The following is a 24,120-nucleotide window of genomic DNA, read 5'->3' as shown; positions in this document are numbered from 1 at the left end:
AAGGGCGGGAAAGGGCGGCGGGGGCGAAAATCCCACCCACCCCAGGAGACCCCCCGCCCACCCCAGGACCCCACGCCCGCGTGACGGCGTCCCACGGCCGGGAGACGCCGGGCACCGCCCCACCGTACGGTGCCCACTGGCCGGGTACACGTTCCGCCATGACACTGGAGAACGTGCGCACTGCCAGAGCGACGGCCGCCGCCGTCACCGCCGTGATAGGGGCCGGCGCCGCCGCGGTGGCCGTCGGCCGGTTCGCCAGCGACGCCGCGCTCAGGACGCCCCCGGGCGGTCCCCTGCCCACCGAACCCGGACTCACCGTCCACGCCACCGCCGCCGGCCAGGTCGCCCTCACCCGGGACTTCGCCACCCTGCGGCCCGGACGCCACGGCCTCACCGGGGACGGCTTCCACGCGGTCGTCGGACCCGTCCTGCCCGGCACCCCGGACTCCGCCGACACCGTCGTACGCCGCCTCGAACGCGTCACGTACGGCACCCTGGAGCCCGGCGACCGTGCCTGGCTCACCCCGAACCTGTACGTCGGCGACCCGGGCGGCGCCCTCGGCCTGGACCACACCGACCTCGAGATCCCCGGCGAACTCGGCCCCCTGCCCGCCTGGTTCGTGCCGGGTGCCCGGGACACCTGGGTGATCACCGTCCACGGCCTCGGCACCACCCGGGAACACACCATGAACCTCATGGAGTTCCTGCACCGCCACCGCTTCCCGGTGCTCGCCCCCGCCCACCGGGGCGACCCCGGCGCGCCGCGCTCCCCGGACGGCCTCAGCCACCTCGGCGAGACCGAGTGGCGCGACCTCGACGCGGCGCTCCACCACGCCGTGGACTCCGGCGCCCGCCAGGTCGTCCTGTACGGCTGGTCCACCGGCGCGACCATGGCGCTGCGCGCCGCCGCCCGCTCCGAGGTGCGCGCACGCGTCGCCGGTCTCGTCCTCGACTCCCCGGTGCTCAGCTGGGAGGCGACCCTGCGCGCCCTCGCCGCCGCCCGGCACACCCCGGGCGCGCTGCTGCCGCTCGCGGTCCGCGCCGCCCAGGGCCGCACGGGCCTGTACGGCGACCGCAGGCCCGGCGCCGTCCACCTGGACCGGATCACGGTCCCCACGCAGATCTTCCACGGCCCCGACGACACGGTGGCGCCGTGGCGGTTCTCCCGCCGCCTCGCCGCCGACCACTCGAACACCATCACCCTGCACACCGTCAGGGGCGCCCCGCACGGCGCCATGTGGAACGCCGACCCGGCGGCCTACGAAGAGGCGCTGCGGCGCTTCCTCACCCCGCTGATGTGACCGCCCGGAGGGAGCACCGGACGCCAGTGACGAGGATTCCGTTTACGGTCGTACCAGTGGCCTGAATCGCTCCCCGCGACCCTCTCCGGGGCGGACGCGCGTGCCGTCCCGGAGCCTCCGTCGACATTCCGTTTGGGTTTTCGGACCGTCAACCGCGAGACTGCACCCGTGACGTCCCGTATCCCGCGCGACTCCAGGCTCCGACTCGTCCGCCCGCGACCCCTGGCCGCCGCCCCCAGAGCGATGAACCAGCGGCGCTCGCGCCGCCCCGCGCCACGCCCCCCGGAGGGCACGCCGGCACCGGCGGAGCTGGCCAGAATGGCGCGCTCCGGTCTGGCCGCCGCAGCCCGCGTCGCCCGCTGGGCCGACGCCGCCCTCGGCCCCGGCGGGGACAGCGCCACCGCCGACGGCAAGGCCACCCTCTCCGACGCGACCGCCGAACGGGCGGCCCGTGCCCTGGGCCTGACCCCCGCTCAGGTCCGCGCCGACTGGGACACCGCCCGTCTGGCCGGCCTCATCGAGGTGCACGGCGACAGCGCCCGCCCGGGCTGGCGGCTGCGCGCCTGGGATCGCGACGACAGCGCCGTGCTGCGCGGCTGGGTCGCCCTCTGCGACGCCTGGTCGCTCGCCCACCCGGAACCCGAGGAGTACGAGGCCGCCGCCGTCGCCGAGGTCGTCACGGCCATGCCGCAGGTCCTCTCCTTCCTCCAGCTCTCCGCCGGCCCGGTCCCCGTGTCCCAGCTCCTCGACCTCCTCCAGCAGCGGGTCACCGAACTCCGCACGGAACGCTGCGAGGTCGACTACGCCCCACCGCCCGAGGCCTCCCGGCCGTCCGACGCGCCGGGGCCGGACGCGTCCGGAGCCGCCGGGACCCGGTCCGAGCCCGGACTCGGACCCAGGGTGCCGCTCCAGCGGCCCCGGCCCGCGCTCGCCGCGCCCACCGCCGACGCCCCGCTCGAGCCGCTGCTCGACTGGGCGCTGCGCGCCCTCGCCTCCGTCGGGGCCCTCACCTACGGCGACGGACAGGCCACGCTCACCCCGCTCGGCAGCTGGGCGGTGTGGGTCAAGCTGGAGCAGATCTGCGTCGCCGCGCAGAGCCCCGCCGGGAACATCGAGCAGGGCGCCGAGGACATGCTGCGCGGCTGCGCCCAGCTGCGCCCCAACGCGGCCCGCGCCGAATACCGCGCCTGGCTCGCCGCCCGGCCGGTCGGCAGCGCCGTCACGGAGCTGATCGACGCGGCCCGGGGCGAGGACGCCCTGCTGCGCGGCCTCGCCTTCGAGGCGCTGCGCGTGGTCGGCGCCCCCGCCGAGCCCGAGGTCCGCGCCGTGCTCGACGAGCCGACGCTGCGGCCGTACGCCCTGCTGTGGCTCGCCGAGCACGACGGCGCCGACCCCGAGGACGCCCACGAGGTCCTCACCCGCGAGGAGGCCACCTGGCTGTGGGTGGACACCGCGGCCGCCGTCGCCGACCACGGCGAGGCCCCGCTGCTGGTCCGCCACCTGGAGTCCGCGGTCCAGCCGACCGTCCCCGCGCTGCTCACCGAGGTGCGCGCCGTCGGCCACCCGCGCACCGTCCAGGTCCTGGTCGCCCTGGCCGCCGCCCACCCCGACCCGGCCCTGGCCAAGGCGGTCCGACGGGCCGCCTTCCAGGTACACAGGGGCGGCTGACCGGGCTCGGGCGCCGCACTCCGGGCCCGAGCTCCGGCCTCGGGCCCCGGGCTCCGGCTCCGGGCTCCGGCTCCGGGTTCCGTTCCGGGTGTGGCGCCGGGCTTCCGCCTGGGCCCCGGCTCCGGGCTCCAGGTACCGGCTCCGGGTCCGAGCTCCCGCCTCGGGCTCCGGCTCCGGGGCCTGTTCCGGGTGTGGCGCCGGGCTTCCGCCTGGGCCCCGGCTCCGGGCCCCAGGCCCCGGCTCCGGGCTCGGACTCCGGCTCCGGGCCCCGTTCCGGGTGTGGCACCAGGCTTCCGCCTTGGGCCCCGGCTCCCGGCTCGGGCCCCGGCTCCGGGCTTCGCTCCGGGTTTCCCGCCTCGGGCTCCCGCTCCGGCGCAGGGTCCGGGCTCCGGCTCCGGCTCCGGAGACCGTCCTCGAGACCGCGCGGGCCGCAGACCGCAGCCTGTGGCCCGCGCTGGGCGAGGAAGCCGCGCCCCCGGTCCGTCGGGCACCGGGATCCCCCGTGCCCGCCCCGGCCCACCGCGCGCCGGTGGTGTGCGCCGGAGCCGTCCACGACGGCGTACGCCCCGGCCCGGGCCCGCGCCCTCCACCACCGTGTCGAACACCCTGTCGCGCCCCCTCGCGCCCGGCGTCACGGTGCCGTCCCCGCCCTCGCGCCCCGGCCGCCGACGGCCGCCGGGCACACCCGCACCCAGAAAAAGTGGTTGCACGACCCCGTTAGAATGGCTCGCATGGCCATTCTCCTCGCGCATTAGACGGCGGGAACGTCCTCAGCCGCCCACCGCCACCCACACCCCGCCCAGGAGTCTGTCCGTGATCTCCGCCTCCGGCATCGAGCTGCGCGCCGGTGCCCGCGTCCTCATCGAAAGCGCCACCTTCCGCGTCGCCAAGGGCGACCGCATCGGCCTCGTCGGCCGCAACGGTGCGGGCAAGACCACCCTCACCAAGGTCCTCGCCGGCCAGGGCATCCCCGCCGCCGGCAACGTCACCCGCTCCGGTGAGGTCGGCTACCTGCCCCAGGACCCCCGCACCGGCGACCTCGACGTCCTCGCCCGCGACCGCATCCTCTCCGCCCGCGGCCTCGACGTACTGATCCGCAAGATGCGCGAGAACGAGCAGCGCATCGCCAACGGTCAGGGCGCCACCCGCGAGAAGGCGCTCAAGCAGTACGAGCGCCAGGAGACCGAGTTCCTCACCAAGGGCGGATACGCCGCCGAGGCCGAGGCCGCCACCATCGCCGCCGCGCTCAACCTGCCCGACCGCGTGCTCGGCCAGCCCCTGCACACCCTCTCCGGCGGTCAGCGCCGCCGCGTCGAGCTCGCCCGCATCCTGTTCTCCGACGCGGACACCCTGCTCCTCGACGAGCCGACCAACCACCTCGACGCCGACTCGATCGCCTGGCTGCGCGACTACCTCAAGACCTACCGCGGCGGCTTCATCGTGATCTCCCACGACGTCGACCTGGTCGAGACGGTCGTCAACAAGGTGTTCTACCTGGACGCCAACCGCGCCACGATCGACGTCTACAACATGGGCTGGAAGCTCTACCAGCAGCAGCGCGAGGCCGACGAGAAGCGCCGCCGGCGCGAGCGGCAGAACGCCGAGAAGAAGGCCGCCGCGCTCAACGCGCAGGCCGACAAGATGCGCGCCAAGGCCACCAAGACGGTCGCCGCGCAGAACATGGCCCGCCGCGCGGAGAAGCTGCTGTCCGGCCTGGAGGAGGTCCGCCAGTCCGACAAGGTGGCCAAGCTGCGCTTCCCCGAGCCCTCGCCCTGCGGGAAGACCCCGCTGATGGCCGAGGGCCTGTCGAAGTCGTACGGCTCCCTGGAGATCTTCACCGACGTCGACCTGGCCATCGACAAGGGCTCCCGGGTCGTCATCCTCGGCCTCAACGGCGCCGGCAAGACCACCCTGCTGCGGCTCCTGGGCGGCGTCGAACAGCCGGACACCGGCACCGTCGTCCCCGGCCACGGCCTCAAGCTCGGCTACTACGCCCAGGAACACGAGACCCTCGACCCCGACCGCACGGTCCTGGAGAACATGCGCTCCGCCGCGCCCGACATGGACCTCGTCGAGGTCCGCAAGGTGCTCGGCTCGTTCCTGTTCTCCGGCGACGACGTGGACAAGCCGGCCGGTGTCCTCTCCGGCGGCGAGAAGACCCGTCTGGCGCTGGCGACCCTCGTGGTCTCCTCCGCCAACGTGCTGCTGCTCGACGAGCCGACCAACAACCTCGACCCGGCCAGCCGCGAGGAGATCCTCGGCGCGCTGCGCACGTACAAGGGCGCGGTCGTCCTCGTCACGCACGACGAGGGCGCCGTCGAGGCGCTCCAGCCGGAGCGGATCATCCTGCTGCCGGACGGCGTCGAGGACCTGTGGGGCGCCGGCTACGCGGATCTGGTCGCCCTCGCCTGAGAGACGTCAACCGGGATTGATCGAAAAGATGATCCACCATGTATGGATCATTCGGCCCATCGGTGATCCATCATTCGTGTGAGATCTCCTCATCCCGAGGTGTGTCCTACACGGATTTCACGGCCGAGCTCCCGGAATACCGGGGCTCGGCCGTCGTGCCTTTCTGACCTGGCATTTCATGGAAGAACCCGTTCGGAGGTACCGCCGGCGCACTGCGGAATTCTTGATTCCGTATGTGGGGACGCACTCCCGTCGTCACAACCTTGTCCCACCGACCTTGCCGAATGGGTGGCCATGTGGGCCGGGAGGGGTGATCATGAGGAGACCAGAGCGCACTTCCCATGAGGAGGCACGGGTGGCCGAGACTCTGAAGAAGGGCAGCCGGGTGACCGGCGCCGCGCGCGACAAGCTCGCGGCAGACCTGAAGAAGAAGTACGACGCCGGTGCGAGCATCCGGGCGTTGGCCGAGGAGACCGGCCGCTCGTATGGCTTTGTGCACCGCATGCTCAGCGAATCGGGCGTCACGCTGCGAGGGCGTGGCGGGGCGACACGGGGCAAAAAGGCTCCTACGGCCTGACCTCGGGCGCCCCGCTCTCCCGATGGTGGCCACCCGGTCGGCCGACTGACCGGCCGGGTGGTTACTGTGCAGTCACTTGGATGACCGCACCCATCGGAGGCGCCCCATGGCTTCGTCCGCCCAGGACCTCGGTCCCGTACTCGACAAGGACGGCGTACGGCTCACCGTCGACGACGCGATCGCCACGGTGACGCTGACCAACCCGGCCAAGCGCAACGCGCAGAGCCCCGCTCTGTGGCGGGCGCTGACCGAGGCGGGTCGGCTGCTGCCCGGCTCCGTCCGGGTCGTGGTGCTGCGCGGGGAGGGCAAGTCCTTCTCCGCCGGGCTCGACCGGCAGATGTTCACGCCGGAGGGAATCGAGGGCGAACCGTCGTTCCTCGACCTGGCGCGCCGCGACGACGCCGCGCTGGACGCGACCATCGCCGGGTACCAGGAGGCGTTCACCTGGTGGCGGCGCAGCGACATCGTGTCGATCGCGGCTGTCCAGGGGCACGCGATCGGAGCCGGGTTCCAGCTGGCCCTCGCCTGTGACCTGCGCGTCGTCGCGGACGACGTGCAGTTCGCCATGCGCGAGACCAGCCTCGGTCTCGTCCCCGACCTGGCCGGCACGCATCCGCTGGTCGGTCTCGTCGGATACGCCCGCGCGCTGGAGATCTGCGCGACCGGGCGCTTCGTCACGGCCGAGGAGTCCGTGACCACCGGCCTGGCCAACCTCGCCGTGCCCGCGGCCGACCTGGACGCGGCGGTCCAGGACCTCGCCGCGGCCCTGTTGGCCGCACCCAGGGACGCGGTCATCGAAACCAAGGCCCTGCTCCGAGATGCCCGGACCCGCACCTACGACGAACAGCGCACCGCCGAACGAGCCGCCCAGTCCCGCCGCCTCCGCGACCTGGCCGACCTGGACGACTGACCCACCCCCACGAGCAGCACCTCCACCGCTTCCCGCGGGCAGCGTCGCCGCGCCTCCGTTCCCTGCGCGCTGCCGCGCCGTCGTTCCCGCGGGCCGTCGCGCCTCCGTTCCCGCGGGCCGTCGCGCTCCCGTTCCCGCGGGCAGTCGTGCCTCCCCCAGTGCCTTAAGGGCCTGGGAGGTACCCCCAGGGCGGCACGGGTGGGCGCGACGGCACCCCGTAAGCGCCGGGCCGCGCGAGCACCCCCCGCCCCACACCAGCGCGGCCCAGCGGAAAACTCCCCACCGGCCGAGGGCCCTGCTCAGTCGACCGCTGTGATCAGCACGGCCACCGTGGGCCCACCCGACAGAGCTGACGCCACCGCCGAACGAACCCCCCGAGCCACGTCCAACGGACGGGCATCCGCCGCAACCGCGAGTTCCACCCGCACGTGACGACGGGACAGCGCGTTCTCACCCGAACGCTCAACCAGGTGCACGGACCGCCCCAGCGCACCCGCCAACCGGCTCACCCCCGGCACAGCGCGCGCCACCACCGCGACCCGCCCCGCCTCGGAACCGGAATCCGACGGCTCGGCCACCGCTTCCCGCCCCGGCTCTACAACAGGCTCCGCAACCAGCCCCGCAACCGGCCCGGGCCCCGACCCCGCATCCAGCAACTCCGTCACCCGCAGATCCACCGACGTGACGGCCAACCCGACCCACCCCACCGCCGCCTCCGCCAGCACCGCCCGCAGCCGCGACGCCGTCACCGGCACCGGCTCCGCCGCCGTGGCCGCGAACTCGACGGCCAGCCGCAACGGCCCCGGCGGCAGCGCGCTCGGCGGAGGCGGCACCACCGGCTCCGCCGAGCGCGCCGCCGCCCCCGGATCGGCGAGCCCGATCCGCACACCGTCCAGGCGCACGCCCGGCACATCCCGCACCACCGCACGCCGCAGGACCGTCTCCGCCGCCCGCTCCGTGATCCACGCGCCGTCGCGAGCTCCTCCCAGGGGCAGGATCCTGCCCAGCCCCACCTGGTGCCGTACCGCCCGAGTCCACCGGTCCACCGTCATTCCTCCAGCCTGACGCATCTCCGGCGCGGTACCGGGCAACCGCGCATACGGTGGTCGAAGGAGGACGATCGAAGGGATATACGGCGATGACCGACATGACCGAGGGAGGCCCGGTACGGGCACCCGACCCGGAGAAGAACCTCTTGGAGACCACCCCCCGCAGGGGCCAGGGAACCCGGCGCGGCGGCGGTGACCCCGCGACCCGCGGCCGCACCACCATCGCCGACGGCGTCGTGGAGAAGATCGCGGGGCTGGCCGCACGGGACGTGCTCGGCGTGCACGCCATGGGCAGCGGCCTGTCACGGACCTTCGGCGCCGTGCGCGACCGGGTGCCCGGCGGCTCGAAGTCGGTGACGCGCGGCGTGAAGGCCGAGGTCGGCGAGGTGCAGACCGCGCTAGACCTGGAGATCGTCGTCGACTACGGCGTGTCCATCGCCGACGTCGCCAGGGCCGTACGGGAGAACGTCATCGCGGCGGTCGAGCGGATGACCGGCCTGGAGGTCGTCGAGGTCAACATCGCGGTGAGCGACGTGAAACTGCCCGAGGAGGAGGACGAGGAGCCGGAGACCCGCCTTCAGTGAGGCTCAGTGAGGCTCAGTGAGGTTCGGTGAGGCTCAGTGAGGCTCAGTGAGGTTCGGTGAGGTTCGGTGAGCGGAGGAGCGCACCATGAACATGGCCGTGGTCGGCATGATCGTCGGCATGGCGTTGGGCTTCGCCGGATACTTCGGCGGATTCGGGGCCTTCCTGCTGGTGGCGGCACTGGGCGCCGTCGGCTTCGTCGTCGGGCGGTTCCTCGAGGGGGACCTGGAACTCGGCGACTTCTTCCGTCCCCGTGACGAACGGCGGCGGTGACGGCGGTGAGCACGATCGCCGAGCCCGGCCGGGGTCCGGCCGCCGTCGCGCCGGGTGAGCGCGGGGCGACCAGGATCGCCGACCGGGTGGTCGCGAAGATCGCCTCCCAGGCGGCCCGAGAGGCGGTCGGCTCCCTGCCGCCGGGCGCCGCTCCGGCGCACGCCACGGTGGTGGTGCGCCACGAGGCCGCCCGGGTCCGGGTGCACGTCGAACTCGGCTACCCCGGTGACATCGGCGCCCGGTGCGCGCGGGTGCGGCGCCAGGTGGTCGACCGGGTGCGCTCCCTGGCGGGGATGCACGTGCCGGAGGTCGTCGTCCTGGTCGAACGGCTGCACCTGACGACCGCGCCGGAAGCGGCCCGGGGGAGGACGCGATGAGCGGCCCCGAGGGCACGGTCCTGGAGAAGGACCCGCCGCCCGCGGAGGCACCCGGCGGCTCCGGCGTCCACCGGCGCTTCTGGTCGGCCCGCCGGGTCCCCGCGGGCCTGGTCGCGCTGCTGATCCTGCTGATCGCGGGCGTGTTCCTGTACGACGTCGTCGCGGTACGGACCCACCGTGCCACGCCGGGCTGGCGCCGGGAACTGGCCCGGCAACTCGCCGAACGGCCCCTGGACGACATCTGGGTGCTGACCGGCGCCGGGATCGCCGGCGCCCTCGGACTCTGGCTGCTGCTGCTCGCCCTGACCCCCGGTCTGCGCGCCCTGCTGCCGATGCGTCCCGTGGATCCCGACGTCCGCGCGGGGCTGCACCGGGACGCCGCCGCCATGGTGCTGCGGGACCGGGCCCTGGAGGTGGCCGGCGTACGGTCGGTGCGGGTCAGGGTGAAACGCGCCCGCGCGGACGTCCGCGCGGTGTCGCACTTCCGTGAACTGGACGACGTACGGGCCGACTTGACCGCGACGCTCGACGACGCCGTGGCAGGGCTCGGCCTGGCCCGGCCGCCCTCGCTGTCGCTGCGCGTACGGCGGCCCGGCCGGAAGGGGCGGTAGGGATGCTCAAGGGCGTCAACCGGGTGCTGCTCGGGATCACGGGGCTGGTGCTGTTCGTCCTCGGCGGGTCCGTGCTGGCGATCGGGCTGGGGGCTCCGGCGCCCTCCTGGTGGCCGCACGACGGACGGCACGACGTGCTGCTGGACGAGGCCGAGCGGACCCGGTGGCGGGACGAGGGCTGGTGGTGGCCGGCGGTCATCGCCGTGCTCGCCGTCCTGGTGCTGCTCTCCCTGTGGTGGCTGCTCGCGGTGCTGCGCAGGCGGCGACCGGCGGAGGTACTCGTCGACACCGGCGACGACGAGGGCGCGTCACTGCGCGGAAGGGCCCTGGAGCAGGCCCTCGCCGAGGAGGCGAGCCACCTGGACGGCGTGGACCGGGCCCACGTCCTCCTCACCGGCCACAGGAACGCCCCCAGAACCCGCGTACTCCTCCGCCTGCACCCCCACATCGACCCGGTGACCGCCCTGCGCGCCCTGGCGAAGGGCCCCCTCACCCACGCCCGGACCTCCACAGGCCACCCCACCCTCCCCACGGAGGCCCGCCTGCAAGCCGTGAAGCACCCCCCGGAACGAGTAACCTGACCGCGCCCCCGCGTCCCCCGCGACCGCGGGCAATCGTGCCGCAGGGCGGCACGGGTGGGCGCGACGGCACCCCGTAAGCGCCGGGCCGCGCAACCCACCCCCGCCCAGCACCGGCACCGGCACAGCGCACCGGCACAGCGCCCCGGCGTCACCGCACCCGCCGAACAGGGCGTCAGAACCCGTGCCGCACCCCGCCGTCCACCGGCACCATCACCCCCGACAGATACGACGCCGCCGGTGACAGCAAGAACGCGGCCGTACGGCCGAATTCCTCCGGCGTCCCGTACCGCCGCAACGGAATCCGGGACTCCGCCGCCTGCCGCGTGGCCTCCGGATCCGCCGACAACGAGTCCAGCTCCCGCACCCGGTCCGTGTCGATGCGCCCCGGCAGCAGCCCCACCACCCGGATCCCCCGCGGCCCCAACTCGTCCGCCAGCGACTTCGCGAACCCCGCCAGCCCCGGCCGCAGCCCGTTGGAGATGGTCAGCCCGGGAATCGGCTCGTGCACCGACCCCGACAGCACGAACCCGATGACACCCCCCTCACCCAGTTCCGCCGCGGCCGCCCGCGCCATCCGCACCGCACCCAGGAACACCGACTCGAACGCCGCCCGCCACTGCTCGTCGGTGGTGTCGGCGACGAACCCCGGCGGCGGCCCGCCCACGCTGACGAGGATGCCGTCGAAGCGCCCGAACCGCTCCCGCGCGGTGGCGATCAGCCGTGCCGGCGCCTCGGGGTCGGCGTTGTCGACGGCCACCCCGACCGCGTCCGGCCCCAGCGCGGACGCCGCCTCGGCGACGGACTTCTCCTCCCGCCCCGTGACGACCACCTTCGCGCCGTCGGCGAGGAGCTCCCGCGCGGAGGCGTTGCCCAGCCCGCGGGTCGCCCCGGTGACGACGTACACCCGGTCCTTCAGTCCAAGATCCATGGCCCTATCCTGCCCCTTCGTCCCCGAACAGGGCGAGCGCGGTGTTGACCAGGCCGATGTGGCTGAACGCCTGCGGGAAGTTGCCCAGCAGCCGCCCGCCCACCGGGTCGTACTCCTCCGCCAGCAGACCCACGTCGTTGGCGAGCCCCATCAGCCGCTCGAACAGCGCGCGCGCCTCCTTCGTCCTGCCGGTCATGTGCAGGGCGTCCGCGAGCCAGAACGAACAGACCAGGAACGTGCCCTCCCCGCCGGGCAGCCCGTCGACGGCCGTCGCGTCCGGCGTGTAGCGGCGCACGAACCCGTCCTGCCCCAGCTCCGCGCGGACCGCCTCGATGGTGCCCAGCACCCGGGGATCGTCGGGCGGCAGGAAACCCACCCGGGGGATCAGCAGCAGCGCGGCGTCGAGTTCGCGCGAACCGTACGACTGCGTGAACGTGTTCCGCGCGGGGTCGTAGCCCTTCTCGCACACCTCCCGGTGCACCTCGTCGCGCAGCTCCCGCCAGCCGTCCAGGTCCCCGTCGAAGTCCGGGTGTTCCTCCAGGGTGCGCACCGCGCGGTCGGCGGCCACCCACACCATCACCTTGGAGTGCACGAAGTGGCGCCGGCCGCCGCGCACCTCCCACAGTCCCTCGTCGGGCTGCCGCCACGCCGTGCGCAGGAAGTCCATCAGCACCGACTGCAACGCCCACACGTCCGGCTGCGGGGACAGCCCCGAACTCCGCGCCAGCGCCAGGGAGTCCATGACCTCGCCGTACACGTCCAGCTGGAGCTGGTTCACGGCGTCGTTGCCGACCCGTACGGGCGCGGCGCCGCCGAAACCGGACAGCCACGGCAGTTCGAACTCGGGAAGCCGCCGCTCGCCCGCGAGCCCGTACATGATCTGCAGGTCCGCCGGATCGCCCGCGACCGCGCGGAGCAGCCAGTTGCGCCAGGCCTCCGCCTCGTCCTGGTACCCGGCGGCCAGCAGCGCGTTCAGGGTCAGCGTGGCGTCGCGCAGCCAGCAGAAGCGGTAGTCCCAGTTGCGCACCCCGCCCGGCTCCTCCGGCAGCGAGGTGGTGGGCGCGGCGACGATGCCGCCGGTGGGACGGTAGGTGAGCGCCTTGAGCGTGATCAGCGACCGGACGACCTCGTCCCGGTACGGGCCGTCGTAACGGCACCGGGCCGCCCAGGCGCGCCAGTCCTTGACGCTGTGCCGCAGCGAGGAGTACGGGTCGACCAGCGGGGGCCGCGGCTCGTGGGAGGGGTGCCAGGTGAGCACGAACGCGACCCGCTCGCCCTCCCGCACCGTGAACTCCGAGACGGTGCACCGGTCCTCGCCCCAGGTCTCGACCTCCGGGACGCTGCGCAGCCACGCCGAGTCCGGCCCGGCCACCGCCACCCGGTGGCCGTCCTCCCTGCGCACCCACGGCACGACCGAGCCGTAGTCGAAGCGCAGCCGCAGCGTGCTGCGCACGGTCACCTCACCCCGTACGCCCTGCACGATCCGCACCAGGTCCGGCGCGCGGTGGCGCTGCGGCATCAGGTCGGTGACCAGCACCGCCCCTCCGGGGGTCTCCCACTCGGTGTCCAGGACCAGGGTGTCCTCGCGGTAGGAGCGGCGGGCGCACCGGTCCGCGCCGGCCGGGGCGATGCGCCAGTGCCCGTTGTCCTCGTCCCCGAGCAGCCGCGCGAAGCAGGCCGCGGAGTCGAAACGGGGCAGGCAGAGCCAGTCCACTGAGCCGTCCGTGCCCACCAGGGCAGCGGTCTGTTCGTCGCCGATGAGCGCGTAGTCCTCGATACGGTGCACGGGGTGCGGGTTCCCGGCAACCGGGGGCGGCAATCAGGGGCGGGCCCGGGGAGTGACGGCCCGTCGGTTGCCGCGGCGCCGTCACCGGAGGAGGACGGCACCGGGGTCCGCCGGGGAGGGCTACACCGCCGCCGGTTCCGTCGCCTCGGCGTCCGTCTTCGCGGCCGCCGCCCGGGCCCGCTCCCGGGCCTCGCGGCGGGCCAGCACGAACCAGCCGACCGGCACGGCCGCCGCGAACAGCCACCACTGGACGGCGTACGCGTAGTTCAGCGCCGCGTTCTCCTTGCCGGGGTTCCCGAGCTGCTCCGGGGTGCCGTCCTTCGGCTCGGGCGCCGTCTGCGCCACGTAGCCGCCGAGCACCGGGGCGCCGAGGCGCTCCGCCTCCCGCTCGCTGTTGATCAGCATGATCTGCCGGTCCGGCAGGCCCTCGAGGTCCTTGATGCCGCTCGCCTCGGTCGTCTCGTCGGGCATCAGCCGGCCCTTGATCGTGGTCTCGCCGCGCGGTGGCGCGGGGACCTCGGGGAACGAGGTCTGGCCCGCCTCCGAGGGGATCCAGCCCCGGTTGACGAGGAGGACCTTGCCGTCGTCGAGGACGAAGGGGGTGAGGACGTGGAAGCCGACCCGGTCGTCGGCGTTGGTACGGCGGCGGACGACGACCTCGTCATCGGTGTCGAAGCGTCCCGTGGCGGTCACGGTGCGGTACCGCTCGGCGCGCGTCACGGTGTCCCCCGGCGCGGCCAGCCGCTCCACCGGCACCGGATCGGCGGCCAGCGCGTCGGCGACCAGCCGGTTGCGGGCGTCGCGCTCCCCGTAGCGGTCCATCTGCCAGAAGCCCAGCCAGATCATCGTGGGGATGAGGAGCAGGGCGACCAGTGTGATGGTCACCCATTGGCGGGACAAGAGAAAGCGGTACACCCCACGACCGTACAACTCGGTCGCGGGGTGTTTTGAGGCGGGTACGTCCCTTCGGGTCCGGTCGACGGTCCCCGTCCTCCCCTCCGCGGGGACGGCTGCCGGGAGCCCCGGCCCTCACCGAGACGCGCAGGGACGGGATCGCCGAACCGACGGACACGGAACGACGCCGCGCGGGCCGGGCGCGGCACCCGGCCGACGCGGCGCCGTCGGCTTGCGGGCCCCCTCCCGGCGGCTGACCATGCTGGCTATGACACATTGCGAAGTGTGCGGGAACGACTACGCGCTGGCGTTCACCGTGGAGACCCAGGACGGTGCTCGCCACGTCTTCGACTCGTTCGCCTGCGCGATCCACCGCATGGCCCCGATCTGCGAGCACTGCCGGGTGCAGATCATCGGCCAGGGCGTCGAGGCCGACGGCCACTGGTACTGCGGCGCCCACTGCGCCCGCGCGGAGGGAAAGACGGGCATCGTCGACAAGGTGGGATCCCCGGCGTAGGGAGCGGTCCCTTCCGCGGGATCGAACCCGCCTCCCCGGCTCCCGGCCGGACGAACGAGCACTGCCCGGAGCGCCTTCCGAATCCGGAACCCGGACCAGCCGTCGCCGCGTACTCCGCCTGCCGCCGCAGGGCGATCCGTCGGCCCGGTGCGGGTGAGCGGGCTGCGAGGAGCCGCCCCCCGGTCAGCCCTCCGACGCGGGTTCGACGTTCCCGAGCAGCTGACCGAACGCGGCCTCGTCGACGACCGGGGTGCCGTACTGCCGGGCCTTGACCACCTTGGACGTGCCCGAGTCCGGATCGTTGGTGACGAGGAGGCTGGTGAGCCGGGACAGGCTGCCGGCGACGTGCAGCCCGGCCTCGGTCGCACGGTCCTCCAGCAGGTCCCGCTCGATCGAGGTGTCCCCGGAGAACGCCACCCGCATGCCCTGCTTGAGCTGCCCGCCCGGTGCGTACCGCCCGGGGTTGGGGTACGGGCACGCGGGCCGCTTGCGGGACGGGCGCCAGCCGGCCGTCCGGTAGCCGCCGGAGCCCGCCTGCTGCCCGGTGCGGGGCCCGTCCGTCCACTCGGTCAGCGGCCGGCACTCGTGCAGCGGCAGCCGTACGCCGCCCGCCGCCGCGGCCCGCAGACTGGGCCGGAACGCCTCCGCCAGCACCCGTGCGTCGTCCAGCGCGTGGTGCGCCCGCCGCTGCACGACACCGAAGTGCGCGGCGAGCGACTCCAGCTTGTGGTTGGGCAGCGGAAGCTTCAGCTCCTTGGAGAGGGCGATGGTGCACAGCCGCTGCTTCACCGGCGCCTCGCTCCGCGCGCGGGCGTACTCCCGGGCGATCATCTGCCAGTCGAAGACCGCGTTGTGCGCGACCAGCACCCGGCCCTCCAGCCGGGTCGCGAACTCCGCGGCGATCTCCTGGAAGAGGGGCGCGCCCTCGAGCACGTCGCTCGTCAGACCGTGTATCCACACCGGGCCCGGGTCCCGCTCCGGATTGATCATCGTGTACCAGTGGTCCTCGACCTCGCCGCGCGCGTCCAGCCGGTAGACGGCCGCGGAGATGATGCGGTCGTCCCGGGCCAGCCCCGTGGTCTCCACGTCGACGACCGCGTATCCCTGCGGGTACGCGGTCGGCCACTCGGTGGGGGAGGACGCTGCGGTCGTGAGGTCGTCGAGCATGGTTCACGAGGATACGGGCCCGGACTGACACCGCCGGCCCTCAGGCCCCCGGCGCACGGCCCGCACCTCCGAGCGCCGGGAACGTCCGTACGGGCCGTGGAACCCCGTTCACCAGCGGATCGGTACCGGTAGCGCGGTCAGCAGGCCCGACACCGCGACCACCATGCCGAGCGCGTACACCTCCGCCCGCGCGGGGGAGCAGGCGGTCAGCGGGTCCCGCGCGCGGGCCAGCCGGATCCGGGCCCAGGGGGTGAGGACGGCGACCCCGGTCGTCAGGTCCCCGGCGCACGGTTCACGCCCTCGGGTGCCGGGAATGTCCGTGCGGGGCGTGGGCCCCGTTCACCAGCGGATCGGTACCGGTAGCGCGGTCAGCAGGCCCGACACCGCGACCACCACGCCGAGCGCGTACACCTCCGCCCGCGCGGGGGAGCAGGCGGTCAGCGGGTCCCGCGCGCGGGCCAGCCGGATCCGGGCCCACAGGGCGAGGACGGCGACCCCGGCCGTCAGGACCACCTTGGCGAGCAGGACACGCCCGTACGCCGTGTCCGTCAACTGCTCCAGGACTGTCTCCGGCGGCATCCGGCGCAGCGAACTGCACACGCCCGTCGCGGTGATGGCGGCGAGCAGCACGGCCGCCACGCGCGCGTAGCGTCCCAGCAGCGCGGCGCCCGCCTCCGCGCGCGGCCACAGCCGCAGGGTGCGCAGCACGTGCAGCAGACCGCCCGTCCAGAGCGCCGCGCAGACCAGGTGCACCAGGGTCAGCGCGGAGCCGACGAGCGGGCTGTACTCGGTCGTCGGATGCGCGCGCAGCGCCTCCGCGACGATCACCGCGGCCAGTGGCCACACCTGGGTGCCGGGGCGGCCGGACGCCGCGCACAGGGCCGCCGCGAGGAAGGCGTTGACCTCGAGGAGGGCGAGTTTGCCGTCCCTGGAGTCGTAGAGGCCGCCGACGTCGATGTCGGCGAGGCCGTCGGGCACCAGGTTGCCGGTGGCCACGACGGAGGCCAGGCCGAGGGCGGCCACGAAGCCGACGGAGTTCGCCGCGGTGGACCAGCCGCGGGGCAGGGCGGGGGGAGCGCCGGGCACGGAACGTGCCAGCCGCCGCACGAACGACTCGCCCACGGACACGGACAGCGCCGCGAACAGCACCGCCCGCAGCAGGGCTATGCCACCGGTACCGGGCGCGTCGGCCTCCCCGGTGCCGTGCAACGCGGGCGACGGCCCGAACAGCGGTATCACCGCCCCGAGCGTCACCAGCACGAGCACGGCGACGGCCCGCCCCCGCCCGCCCCCGTCGACACCGTCCGTCTTGTCCCCGGCCCTCATCGAACTCACCCCGGGATCTTCACAAGCTCCCGCAGAACAGGGCAAGTACGGGGCTTCCCCCTGCGGGAAGTCGTACCGACGTAGCATGCGGGAAGTCGTGCCGACGTAGCTGCGGGCACCCGTGCCTCCCCCCAGGCCGGTACGGGCGGGCGCAGCGGCATCCTGCCGACGCCGGCGAGTGACACCCCCGCGCGGTCCCTCAGACCCACCGCGCCGGATCGGCTCCCCAACGCCCCGGCGCCCGCCCCCAGTCACGCGGCCCGCCCTCGAACACCACCGGCGACAGGGCGTACCGCAGCCTCCCCAGCGCGCTGTCCCGTTCCGCGAGCCACCGGGCCGCGGGCACCCCGGCGGGCGCCCCGCCGCTCCGGGGCCCCTCCAGCAGCCACCCGGCCGTCCGCGCCAACGCCACCCGCACGACCCTGCTCCCGCCCGTCTCCGTCTGCTCACCGAGCGCCCGCAACACCCCCGCCGCCAGCAGGTACCCCGTACCGTGATCGAGCGCCTGCGCGGGCAGCACGCCCGGCCGCCCCGCCCGAGCACCGCGCTCGACCGCCGCGATCCCCGTGGCCACCTGCACCAGGCTGTCGAAGCCGCGCCGCCCGCCCCACGGCCCGTACGCGCCCCACGCCGACAGCTGGGCCACCACCACTCCGGGCCGCCGCTCGGCCAGCGCGCCGGGCGTCAGCCCGAAGCGGTCCAGGGCGCCCGGACGGTACCCCGTCACCACCACGTCCGCCGTCGCGAGCAGTTCCTCGAACACCTCCCGGCCGGCCGAGAGGTCCAGCAGCGCCGAGCGCTTCCCGAAACCCGTGTCGGCGTGCTGGCCGACGAGTTCGGGCAGCCCCGGCGCGTCCACGCGCAACACGTCCGCGCCGAGCAGGGCGAGCGTGCGGGTGGCGACCGGGCCCGCGATCACCCGGGTGAGGTCCAGCACCCGCAGCCCTGCCGCGGGCAGCAGCGGATCCCGGCCCACCGGAGCGAGCACCCGCGCGGGGGCCGCGTCCAGCCGCTCGCGTTCTACGAGGGGCCGCTTCGCCACCTCCACGCCCTGCTCGTGAACCGCCCACTCCTCGGGTGTCCGCAGGGCGACGGCGAGGCCCCCGGCCGCGCTCACCGCCTCCTCGACCTCACGCGCGGAACGCTCCGCGAGCGCCTCCGCCACCGCCTCCGGGTCCTCGGGCACGCCCAGTACGGACAGCAGCCGGGCCCGGTGGTGCGGGTAGTTGGCGTGCGTGCGCACCCACCCGTCGGCCGTGCGCCAGAACCGTGACAGCGGCGCGAAGGTCTCCGGGGCCCGCCCGCCGACCAGCAGGTGCCGCTCGCTGACGAACGCCGTGGCCACCGCCCCGTCGTCCACCCGCACCGCCGGGACCTCGCCGCCCGTCCGCCGTGCCCCCAGCTCGGCGGCGGCCAGCGCGCACGCGCCCACCCAGGCGCGCGCCGCCTCCCGCACCGGCAGCCGGGAGGGGAGCACACCGGGCCGTTCGACGGCCGACACGCGCGTGAGGAGGGCGGGATCGCCGCCCAGGGCGGACCACACGGCCGCGAGATCGTTCATGACCGCACTATGCCGTACCACGTCGTACCACGCCGTACCACGACGCGGCGGGGGCCGGACGCGAACGCCCGGCCCCCGCCGCCCACACTTCCCGCGCGACTACCGCGTCACCGCGTCCAGCGCGTCGGCCATACCCCAGCCGTAGAAGCCGTTGCGGTTCTTCGGGCCCTCGCACACCGCGTCGACCTTGCCGTCGCCGTCGATGTCGTACGGGTCCGTGCACGCGGTGGCGTCGGCCTCCGCGTACAGCAGGGCCTTCACCAGCGCCGGCGAGGCGTGCGGGTGCGTCGACCTGATCAGCGCGGCGACGCCCGCGACGTGCGGGGACGCCATCGACGTACCCGCCATGTAGCCCCACTCGCCGCCGGGCAGCGTGCCCAGGATCAGACCGCTGGTGGCGGGCGGCTCCGGCGTCTGGTACCTCGTTGAGTCGCCGCCGGGCGCGGCGATGTCGACGACACCCAGGCCGTAGTTGGAGAACGACGACTTCAGGCCCTTCGCACCGGTCGCCGCGACCGTCACCACACCCGGCAGCTGGGTCGGTATGTCGTAGCACTCGGACGGGTCGATCACCCGGTCCGACGGGGTGGAGTCGTTCGGGGAGACCGGGTCGGTGATCTCGTCGGCCGCGAGGTCGTAGTTCTCGTTGCCGGCCGCGGCCACGTTCACCGCGCCCTTGCGCTCCGCGTACCTCGACGCCCGGGTGACGGCCTCGACGAGCGCCTTCTGGTCCGGGTCGTCGGTGCAGTTGAAGTACCAGGGGTCGGTGTAATAGCTGTTGTTGGTGACGTCGACCCCGTGCTCGGCCGCCCACACGAAGCCGCAGACCACGGCCTCGGTGTAGAAGAAGCCGTCCGGGTTGGACACCTTGATGCCCGAGACCTTCACGCCGGGCGCGACACCGGTCATGCCGACGCCGTTCTTGGCGGCGGCGATCTCACCGGCGACGTGCGTGCCGTGCGCGCTCTCCGAGGGGCCGGGACGCCAGGCGCCCTCGCTCGTGTCCGGCTTGCCCGACACGCAGTTGACCGACGCGGCCCGGTCGAAGTTGGGCGCTATGTCCGGGTGGGTGTCGTCCACGCCGGTGTCGATGACGGCGACGGTCACCTTGGAGCTGCCCAGCGACTTCTCGTGCGCCTTGTCCGCCTTGATGGCGGGCAGGTCCCACTGCAGGCCCTGGAGCGGGTCCTGGCCCTCGGCCGCCGCGGACTCGGCCCGGGCGATCTCGGCGTCGCTGAGCGCCTTCGGGGTGACCGTGTCGGTGGTGGCCGCCGACGGCAGCGGCGCGGTGCGGGTGGCACCGGCCGACTGCACTCCGCGCACCGTGCGGACGGTCTTGGCGAAGTCGGCGTTCGAGGAGTGGACGACGATGACGCCGATCCTGTCGTACGAGGCCACGATGGTCCCGCCGGCCCTGCCGATCGCCTTCTTCACGTGCGCCGCCGTGCCGTGTCCGCCCTTGACGTTGACCACGTAGCTGAGCGGGGCCGAGTCGGCGGAGGCCGCGGCGGGCCGCTCGGGGGCCGGGGCGGCCGTGGCCGCGGTGTTCGGCAGGAAGGCGAGCGCGGTCGCCATGGCCATCCCGGCCGGGACGACGAGCGCGCGGCGGTGGCGCGGGTGGGACGCGGTCATGGAGTCTCCAGTTCGTTCACGGATGCGGTCGGAGGGCGGGAAGGGGGAGGCGGCGGCGCTCACTTGACGGCGCGCAGCGCGTCGACGATGCCGAAGCCGTAGAAGCCGTTGACCCGGTCGCCGCCCTCACAGGTGGCGTCCTGCGCGCCGTCGCCGTCCTGGTCGTAGGAGTCGGGGCAGCCGGGGTTGTCCGCCTGGGCCTTCAGCAGCGCCCGCAACTGGGCGGGCGTGGCCCGCGGGTGCTCGGACTTCAGCAGCGCGGCGACACCGGCGGCGTGCGGGGATGCCATCGAGGTGCCCTGCAGCCAGGCGTACTCGCCGTTCGGCATGGTCGACAGGATGCGGCCGTCCTTCGACGGCGTGTCCGGCAGCTGGTAGCGGCGGTCGCCGCCCGGCGCGGCGACGTCGATGACGCCCTTGCCGTACGTGGAGTAGTACGACTTGAGGTTCCGCACGCCCGTCGCGCTGACCGTGACGACGCCCGGCAGCTGGGTCGGTACGTCGAAGCACTCGTGCGGGTCGATGGTGCGCGGCACCGGCGTGGAGTCGTCGGGGCTGGAGTCGTCGACGATCGCGTCGGAGTCCAGGTCGTGGTTGGAGTTGCCGGCCGAGGCCAGGTGCAGGGTGCCCTTGCGCTGCGCGTACAGCTGGGCCCGGTTGACCGCGTCGACGATCGCCCTCTGGTCCGGGTCGTCCGTGCAGTTGTACAGCCACGGGTCGACGTAGTAGCTGTTGTTCGTGATCTCCACGCCGTGGTCGGCGGCGAACACGAAGGCGCAGACGACGTTCTCCGGGTAGAACAGGCCGTTGTCCGGGTCGCTGACCTTGATGCCCGAGACCTTCACGCCGGGGGCGACACCGGCGACGCCGACGCCGTTGCGGGCCGCGGCGATCTCACCGGCCACGTGGGTGCCGTGGTAGTCCTCGGCCGTGTACGGGCGCCAGGCGCCCTCGCTGGTGTCCGCCTTGCCGCCGACGCAGTTGGCCGACTGGGAGGCGGAGAAGTTCGGGGCGAGGTCCGGGTGGGTGTCGTCGACGCCGGTGTCGATGACGGCGACGGTCACCTTGCGGCTGCCGTCGTTGATCCTCGCGGCCTTGTCGGCGCCTATCGCCCGCAGGTCCCACTGGTCGGCCTCGAGCGGTTCGCTGCCGGGTGTCCGCGCGGAGGCGGCCCGCGTCCGCGCGGCCTCGGCGTCGCTCAGGCGGTCGGCGGCGCCCTCGTCCGTCGTCCCGGCCGCGGTCAGCGGCGCGGTGCGGGTGGCGCCGGCGGACCGGACCCCGCGGGCCCCGCGTATCTCCTCGCCGAAGTCCGGGTCGGCCGAGTGGACGACGATCACGCCGATCCTGTCGTACGTGACCACGACCTTCCCGCCGGCCGCGGCTATCGCCCGCTCCACCGACGCGATCGTGCGGCGGTCCACGTCGGTGTTGACGACGTACGCCAGGGCGGGCGCGTCCGCGGCCTGCTCGGCCGGTGCCGTCCGCGGGGCCGCCGAGGCCGCCGCCGGAAGGAAACCGAGCGAGGCGGTCAGGGACAGCACGAGGGGCACGGCGAGGGCGAGCCGGCGTCTGGCACGCAGATGAGCCATGGGGTCTCCACATCATCCGGAAACGGAACCGGCCCGGCGCACAAGGGTGGTGCTCGGGCAGGTACATGACGGGGGTGCAGGGTGAAGCTATCCCGCGCTCTCGCTGGTCAGCAATGTTTTGCCGGAAACGGCTTCGCAAAGCGCCGGGGGAAAAGAACGGCGGAGAGTTGAACCGGTCCTCGCGTGGCGCCGTGCCCTTGGGCAGGAAGCGCGAGGACACTCGCCTTTCGTCCCCGCCCGAACCGGAACGCACCGCGAGGAGACCCCGTGGCCGCCGAAGCACCGCCCCCCTCGACAGAACGACGCAAACTCCCCACCCCCGAGGAGTTCACCGAGGTGCAGGAGAGCGCTGAGTTCGGTGAACTGCGCCGCTCCCACCGCTCCTTCGCCTTCCCGCTGACCATCACCTTCATCATCTGGTACCTGCTGTACGTCCTGCTCTCCAACTACGCGGGCGACTTCATGGGCGCCAAGCTGTTCGGCAACATCAACGTCGCCCTCGTCTTCGGTGTCCTGCAGTTCGTCACCACGTTCCTCATCGCGTGGTGGTACTCCCGGCACGCCGCCGCCAAGCTCGACCCCAAGGCCGAGGCCATCAAGACCCGTATGGAGGGCGGCGCATGAGCCCCGCGATCACCCATGTCACCCTCGCCGCGAACGAGGCCAGCGAACACCGCGGACTCATCATCACCCTGTTCGCGCTGTTCGTCCTCGCCACCCTCGGCATCACCGTCTGGGCGGGCCGGCAGACCAAGGACGCCGCCGACTTCTACGCGGGCGGACGCCAGTTCAGCGCCTTCCAGAACGGACTCGCGGTCTCCGGCGACTACATGTCGGCCGCGTCCTTCCTCGGCATCGCCGGCGCCATCGCCCTCTTCGGCTACGACGGCTTCCTGTACTCCATCGGCTTCCTGGTCGCCTGGCTGGTGGCGCTCCTCCTGGTGGCCGAGCCGCTGCGCAACTCCGGCCGCTACACCATGGGCGACGTCCTCGCCTACCGCATGCGCCAGCGCCCGGTGCGCACCGCCGCCGGCACCTCCACCATCGTCGTGTCGATCTTCTACCTGCTGGCCCAGATGGCGGGCGCGGGCGTCCTCGTCTCGCTGCTGCTCGGCATCACCTCCGACGCCGGCAAGATCCTCATCGTCGCCCTCGTCGGCCTCCTGATGATCGTGTACGTCTCCATCGGCGGCATGAAGGGCACCACCTGGGTCCAGATGGTCAAGGCCGTGCTGCTCATCGGCGGCACGCTCCTCATCACGTTCCTGGTGCTGCTGAAGTTCAACTTCAACATCTCCGACCTGCTGGGCAGCGCCGCCGAGAACAGCGGCAAGGGCGACGCCTTCCTCGAGCCCGGCCTGCAGTACGGCGCCGACGGCACCACCAAGCTGGACTTCATCTCCCTCGGCATCGCCCTGGTCCTCGGCACCGCCGGTCTGCCGCACATCCTGATCCGCTTCTACACGGTGCCCAACGCCAAGGCCGCCCGTAAGTCCGTCAACTGGGCCATCGGCATCATCGGCGGCTTCTACCTGATGACCATCGCCCTCGGCTTCGGCGCCGCCGCGCTGATCTCCCAGGACGAGATCATCGCGTCCAACCCGTCCGGCAACACGGCCGCCCCGCTGCTCGCGCTGCACCTGGGCGGCGTCGACTCGGCCTGGGGCGCGATCCTGCTCGCCACCATCTCGGCGGTCGCCTTCGCGACGATCCTCGCCGTGGTCGCCGGACTGACCCTGGCCTCCTCGTCCTCCTTCGCGCACGACATCTACGCCAACGTCATCCGCAAGGGGCAGGCCACGGAGAAGGAGGAGATGAGGGCGGCCCGCTGGGCGACTGTCGCCATCGGCGTCGTCTCCATCGCGCTCGGCGCCCTCGCCCGCGACCTGAACGTGGCCGGCCTGGTCGCGCTGGCCTTCGCGGTCGCCGCGTCCGCCAACCTGCCGACCATCCTCTACAGCCTGTTCTGGAAGCGGTTCACCACCCAGGGCGCCCTGTGGTCGATCTACGGCGGTCTCGTCGTCGCCGTCGGCCTGGTGCTGTTCTCGCCCGTCGTCTCCGGCGACCCCAAGGCGATGTTCCCGGACGTCGACTTCGCCTGGTTCCCGCTGAAGAACCCGGGCATCATCTCCATCCCGTTCGGCTTCCTGATGGGCTGGCTCGGCACCGTCCTGTCGAAGGAGGAGCCCGACGTCAAGAAGTACGCGGAACTGGAGGTCCGGTCCCTGACCGGAACCGGCGCCCACTGATCCACACCCCGCGCGGCCGCGGGGGGGGGGCCCCCCCGGGGGGGGGGCCCCCCCGCGCGGGCCCCCCCCCCCCCCCGCCGGGGGGGGGGGGGGGGGGGGGGGGGGGGGGGGGGGAGGGCCAACCCCGCAC

Annotated in this window: 22 protein-coding genes; 13 read left to right on the top strand and 9 right to left on the bottom strand. The window is 73.7% G+C overall.

All coding sequences use genetic code 11. The features are described from left to right. The first annotated feature begins 173 nt into the window (after positions 1-173). From ACH5AO_RS28025 to ACH5AO_RS28005, 5 genes are all read left to right on the top strand, one after another. Positions 174-1,301 carry an alpha/beta hydrolase gene (locus ACH5AO_RS28025; protein WP_398929369.1) on the top strand — a complete coding sequence of 376 codons (1,128 nt, stop codon included), beginning with the start codon at positions 174-176 and terminating at the stop codon, positions 1,299-1,301. 243 nt (positions 1,302-1,544) lie between these two features. Beyond that, a complete protein-coding gene (locus ACH5AO_RS28020; RefSeq protein ID WP_398929499.1) occupies positions 1,545-2,969 on the top strand; it encodes a hypothetical protein in 1,425 nt (474 codons plus the stop codon). A gap of 813 nt (positions 2,970-3,782) precedes the next feature. Then, positions 3,783-5,381, top strand: coding sequence for an ABC-F family ATP-binding cassette domain-containing protein (locus tag ACH5AO_RS28015; RefSeq protein ID WP_398929367.1), 1,599 nt, complete (start codon positions 3,783-3,785; stop codon positions 5,379-5,381). 355 nt (positions 5,382-5,736) lie between these two features. Continuing rightward, a complete protein-coding gene (locus ACH5AO_RS28010) occupies positions 5,737-5,958 on the top strand; it encodes a helix-turn-helix domain-containing protein (protein WP_016826854.1) in 222 nt (73 codons plus the stop codon). A gap of 106 nt (positions 5,959-6,064) precedes the next feature. Beyond that, positions 6,065-6,868 carry an enoyl-CoA hydratase/isomerase family protein gene (locus ACH5AO_RS28005; protein ID WP_398929365.1) on the top strand — a complete coding sequence of 268 codons (804 nt, stop codon included), beginning with the start codon at positions 6,065-6,067 and terminating at the stop codon, positions 6,866-6,868. Between the two features lie 299 nt (positions 6,869-7,167). Here the strand turns inward: ACH5AO_RS28005 and ACH5AO_RS28000 are convergent, their stop codons facing one another. Further along, complete coding sequence (locus ACH5AO_RS28000) at positions 7,168-7,920, bottom strand: nucleopolyhedrovirus P10 family protein (protein ID WP_398929363.1); 753 nt, start codon at positions 7,918-7,920, stop codon at positions 7,168-7,170. An 86-nt stretch (positions 7,921-8,006) separates the two neighbouring features. Between ACH5AO_RS28000 and ACH5AO_RS27995 the strand changes: the two genes are divergently transcribed. The 5 genes from ACH5AO_RS27995 (at position 8,007) to amaP (ending at position 10,341) form a co-directional block, all read left to right on the top strand. After that, on the top strand, positions 8,007-8,501 hold the full coding sequence (locus tag ACH5AO_RS27995) for an Asp23/Gls24 family envelope stress response protein (RefSeq protein ID WP_398929361.1): 495 nt from the start codon (positions 8,007-8,009) through the stop codon (positions 8,499-8,501). An 85-nt stretch (positions 8,502-8,586) separates the two neighbouring features. Beyond that, positions 8,587-8,772, top strand: a complete 186-nt coding sequence (locus tag ACH5AO_RS27990; protein ID WP_398929359.1) for a hypothetical protein — start codon at positions 8,587-8,589, stop codon at positions 8,770-8,772. Then, positions 8,769-9,149 (top strand): hypothetical protein, encoded by a 381-nt coding sequence (locus ACH5AO_RS27985; RefSeq protein WP_398929357.1) that lies wholly within the window; start codon positions 8,769-8,771, stop codon positions 9,147-9,149. The genes ACH5AO_RS27990 and ACH5AO_RS27985 overlap by 4 nt, the downstream gene beginning before the upstream one ends. Beyond that, the gene (locus ACH5AO_RS27980) at positions 9,146-9,760 is read left to right on the top strand and encodes a DUF6286 domain-containing protein (RefSeq protein WP_398929355.1); all 615 of its coding nucleotides are present in this window, start codon (positions 9,146-9,148) and stop codon (positions 9,758-9,760) included. Before ACH5AO_RS27985 ends, ACH5AO_RS27980 begins: the two co-directional genes overlap by 4 nt. Positions 9,761-9,762: 2 nt before the next feature. Continuing rightward, a complete protein-coding gene (amaP, locus tag ACH5AO_RS27975; protein ID WP_398929353.1) occupies positions 9,763-10,341 on the top strand; it encodes an alkaline shock response membrane anchor protein AmaP in 579 nt (192 codons plus the stop codon). Between the two features lie 172 nt (positions 10,342-10,513). Here amaP and ACH5AO_RS27970 read toward each other — a convergent pair whose 3' ends face one another. The 3 genes from ACH5AO_RS27970 to ACH5AO_RS27960 all read right to left on the bottom strand — a co-directional run bounded on the left by ACH5AO_RS27970 (position 10,514) and on the right by ACH5AO_RS27960 (position 13,970). Next, positions 10,514-11,269: an SDR family oxidoreductase gene (locus ACH5AO_RS27970; RefSeq protein ID WP_398929351.1), complete on the bottom strand. Its 756-nt coding sequence runs from the start codon at positions 11,267-11,269 to the stop codon at positions 10,514-10,516. A 4-nt stretch (positions 11,270-11,273) separates the two neighbouring features. After that, a complete protein-coding gene (locus tag ACH5AO_RS27965; protein ID WP_398929349.1) occupies positions 11,274-13,055 on the bottom strand; it encodes a glycoside hydrolase family 15 protein in 1,782 nt (593 codons plus the stop codon). Positions 13,056-13,175: 120 nt separating this feature from the next. Further along, on the bottom strand, positions 13,176-13,970 hold the full coding sequence (locus ACH5AO_RS27960) for an SURF1 family protein (protein ID WP_398929347.1): 795 nt from the start codon (positions 13,968-13,970) through the stop codon (positions 13,176-13,178). Positions 13,971-14,217: 247 nt separating this feature from the next. Here ACH5AO_RS27960 and ACH5AO_RS27955 point away from each other — a divergent pair, with 247 nt between their 5' ends. Then, positions 14,218-14,466 carry a hypothetical protein gene (locus ACH5AO_RS27955; RefSeq protein WP_398929345.1) on the top strand — a complete coding sequence of 83 codons (249 nt, stop codon included), beginning with the start codon at positions 14,218-14,220 and terminating at the stop codon, positions 14,464-14,466. A 183-nt stretch (positions 14,467-14,649) separates the two neighbouring features. Here the strand turns inward: ACH5AO_RS27955 and ACH5AO_RS27950 are convergent, their stop codons facing one another. The 5 genes from ACH5AO_RS27950 to ACH5AO_RS27930 form a co-directional block, all read right to left on the bottom strand. Then, positions 14,650-15,633, bottom strand: coding sequence for a DEDDh family exonuclease (locus ACH5AO_RS27950; RefSeq protein WP_398929343.1), 984 nt, complete (start codon positions 15,631-15,633; stop codon positions 14,650-14,652). 339 nt (positions 15,634-15,972) lie between these two features. Beyond that, complete coding sequence (locus tag ACH5AO_RS27945) at positions 15,973-16,959, bottom strand: CopD family protein (RefSeq protein ID WP_398929497.1); 987 nt, start codon at positions 16,957-16,959, stop codon at positions 15,973-15,975. Positions 16,960-17,158: 199 nt separating this feature from the next. Further along, positions 17,159-18,520, bottom strand: a complete 1,362-nt coding sequence (locus ACH5AO_RS27940; RefSeq protein WP_398929341.1) for a CoA transferase — start codon at positions 18,518-18,520, stop codon at positions 17,159-17,161. Positions 18,521-18,619: 99 nt separating this feature from the next. Next, positions 18,620-20,152: a S8 family peptidase gene (locus tag ACH5AO_RS27935; RefSeq protein ID WP_398929339.1), complete on the bottom strand. Its 1,533-nt coding sequence runs from the start codon at positions 20,150-20,152 to the stop codon at positions 18,620-18,622. A 59-nt stretch (positions 20,153-20,211) separates the two neighbouring features. Beyond that, entirely contained in the window at positions 20,212-21,741 is a 1,530-nt protein-coding gene (locus ACH5AO_RS27930; RefSeq protein ID WP_398929337.1) for a S8 family serine peptidase, read from the bottom strand. 267 nt (positions 21,742-22,008) lie between these two features. On the opposite strand from ACH5AO_RS27930, the gene ACH5AO_RS27925 reads away from it, so the two are divergent. Continuing rightward, on the top strand, positions 22,009-22,365 hold the full coding sequence (locus tag ACH5AO_RS27925; RefSeq protein ID WP_398929335.1) for a DUF485 domain-containing protein: 357 nt from the start codon (positions 22,009-22,011) through the stop codon (positions 22,363-22,365). Continuing rightward, positions 22,362-23,990, top strand: a complete 1,629-nt coding sequence (locus tag ACH5AO_RS27920; RefSeq protein ID WP_398929333.1) for a cation acetate symporter — start codon at positions 22,362-22,364, stop codon at positions 23,988-23,990. The genes ACH5AO_RS27925 and ACH5AO_RS27920 overlap by 4 nt, the downstream gene beginning before the upstream one ends. Positions 23,991-24,120: the final 130 nt, after the last annotated feature.

The sequence above is a fragment of the Streptomyces sp. NPDC018964 genome (genome assembly GCF_044390325.1).
Lineage (GTDB): Bacteria > Actinomycetota > Actinomycetes > Streptomycetales > Streptomycetaceae > Streptomyces.
Note: the sequence above shows the minus strand (reverse complement) of the source record. Positions and strands in the feature narration are given on the sequence as shown.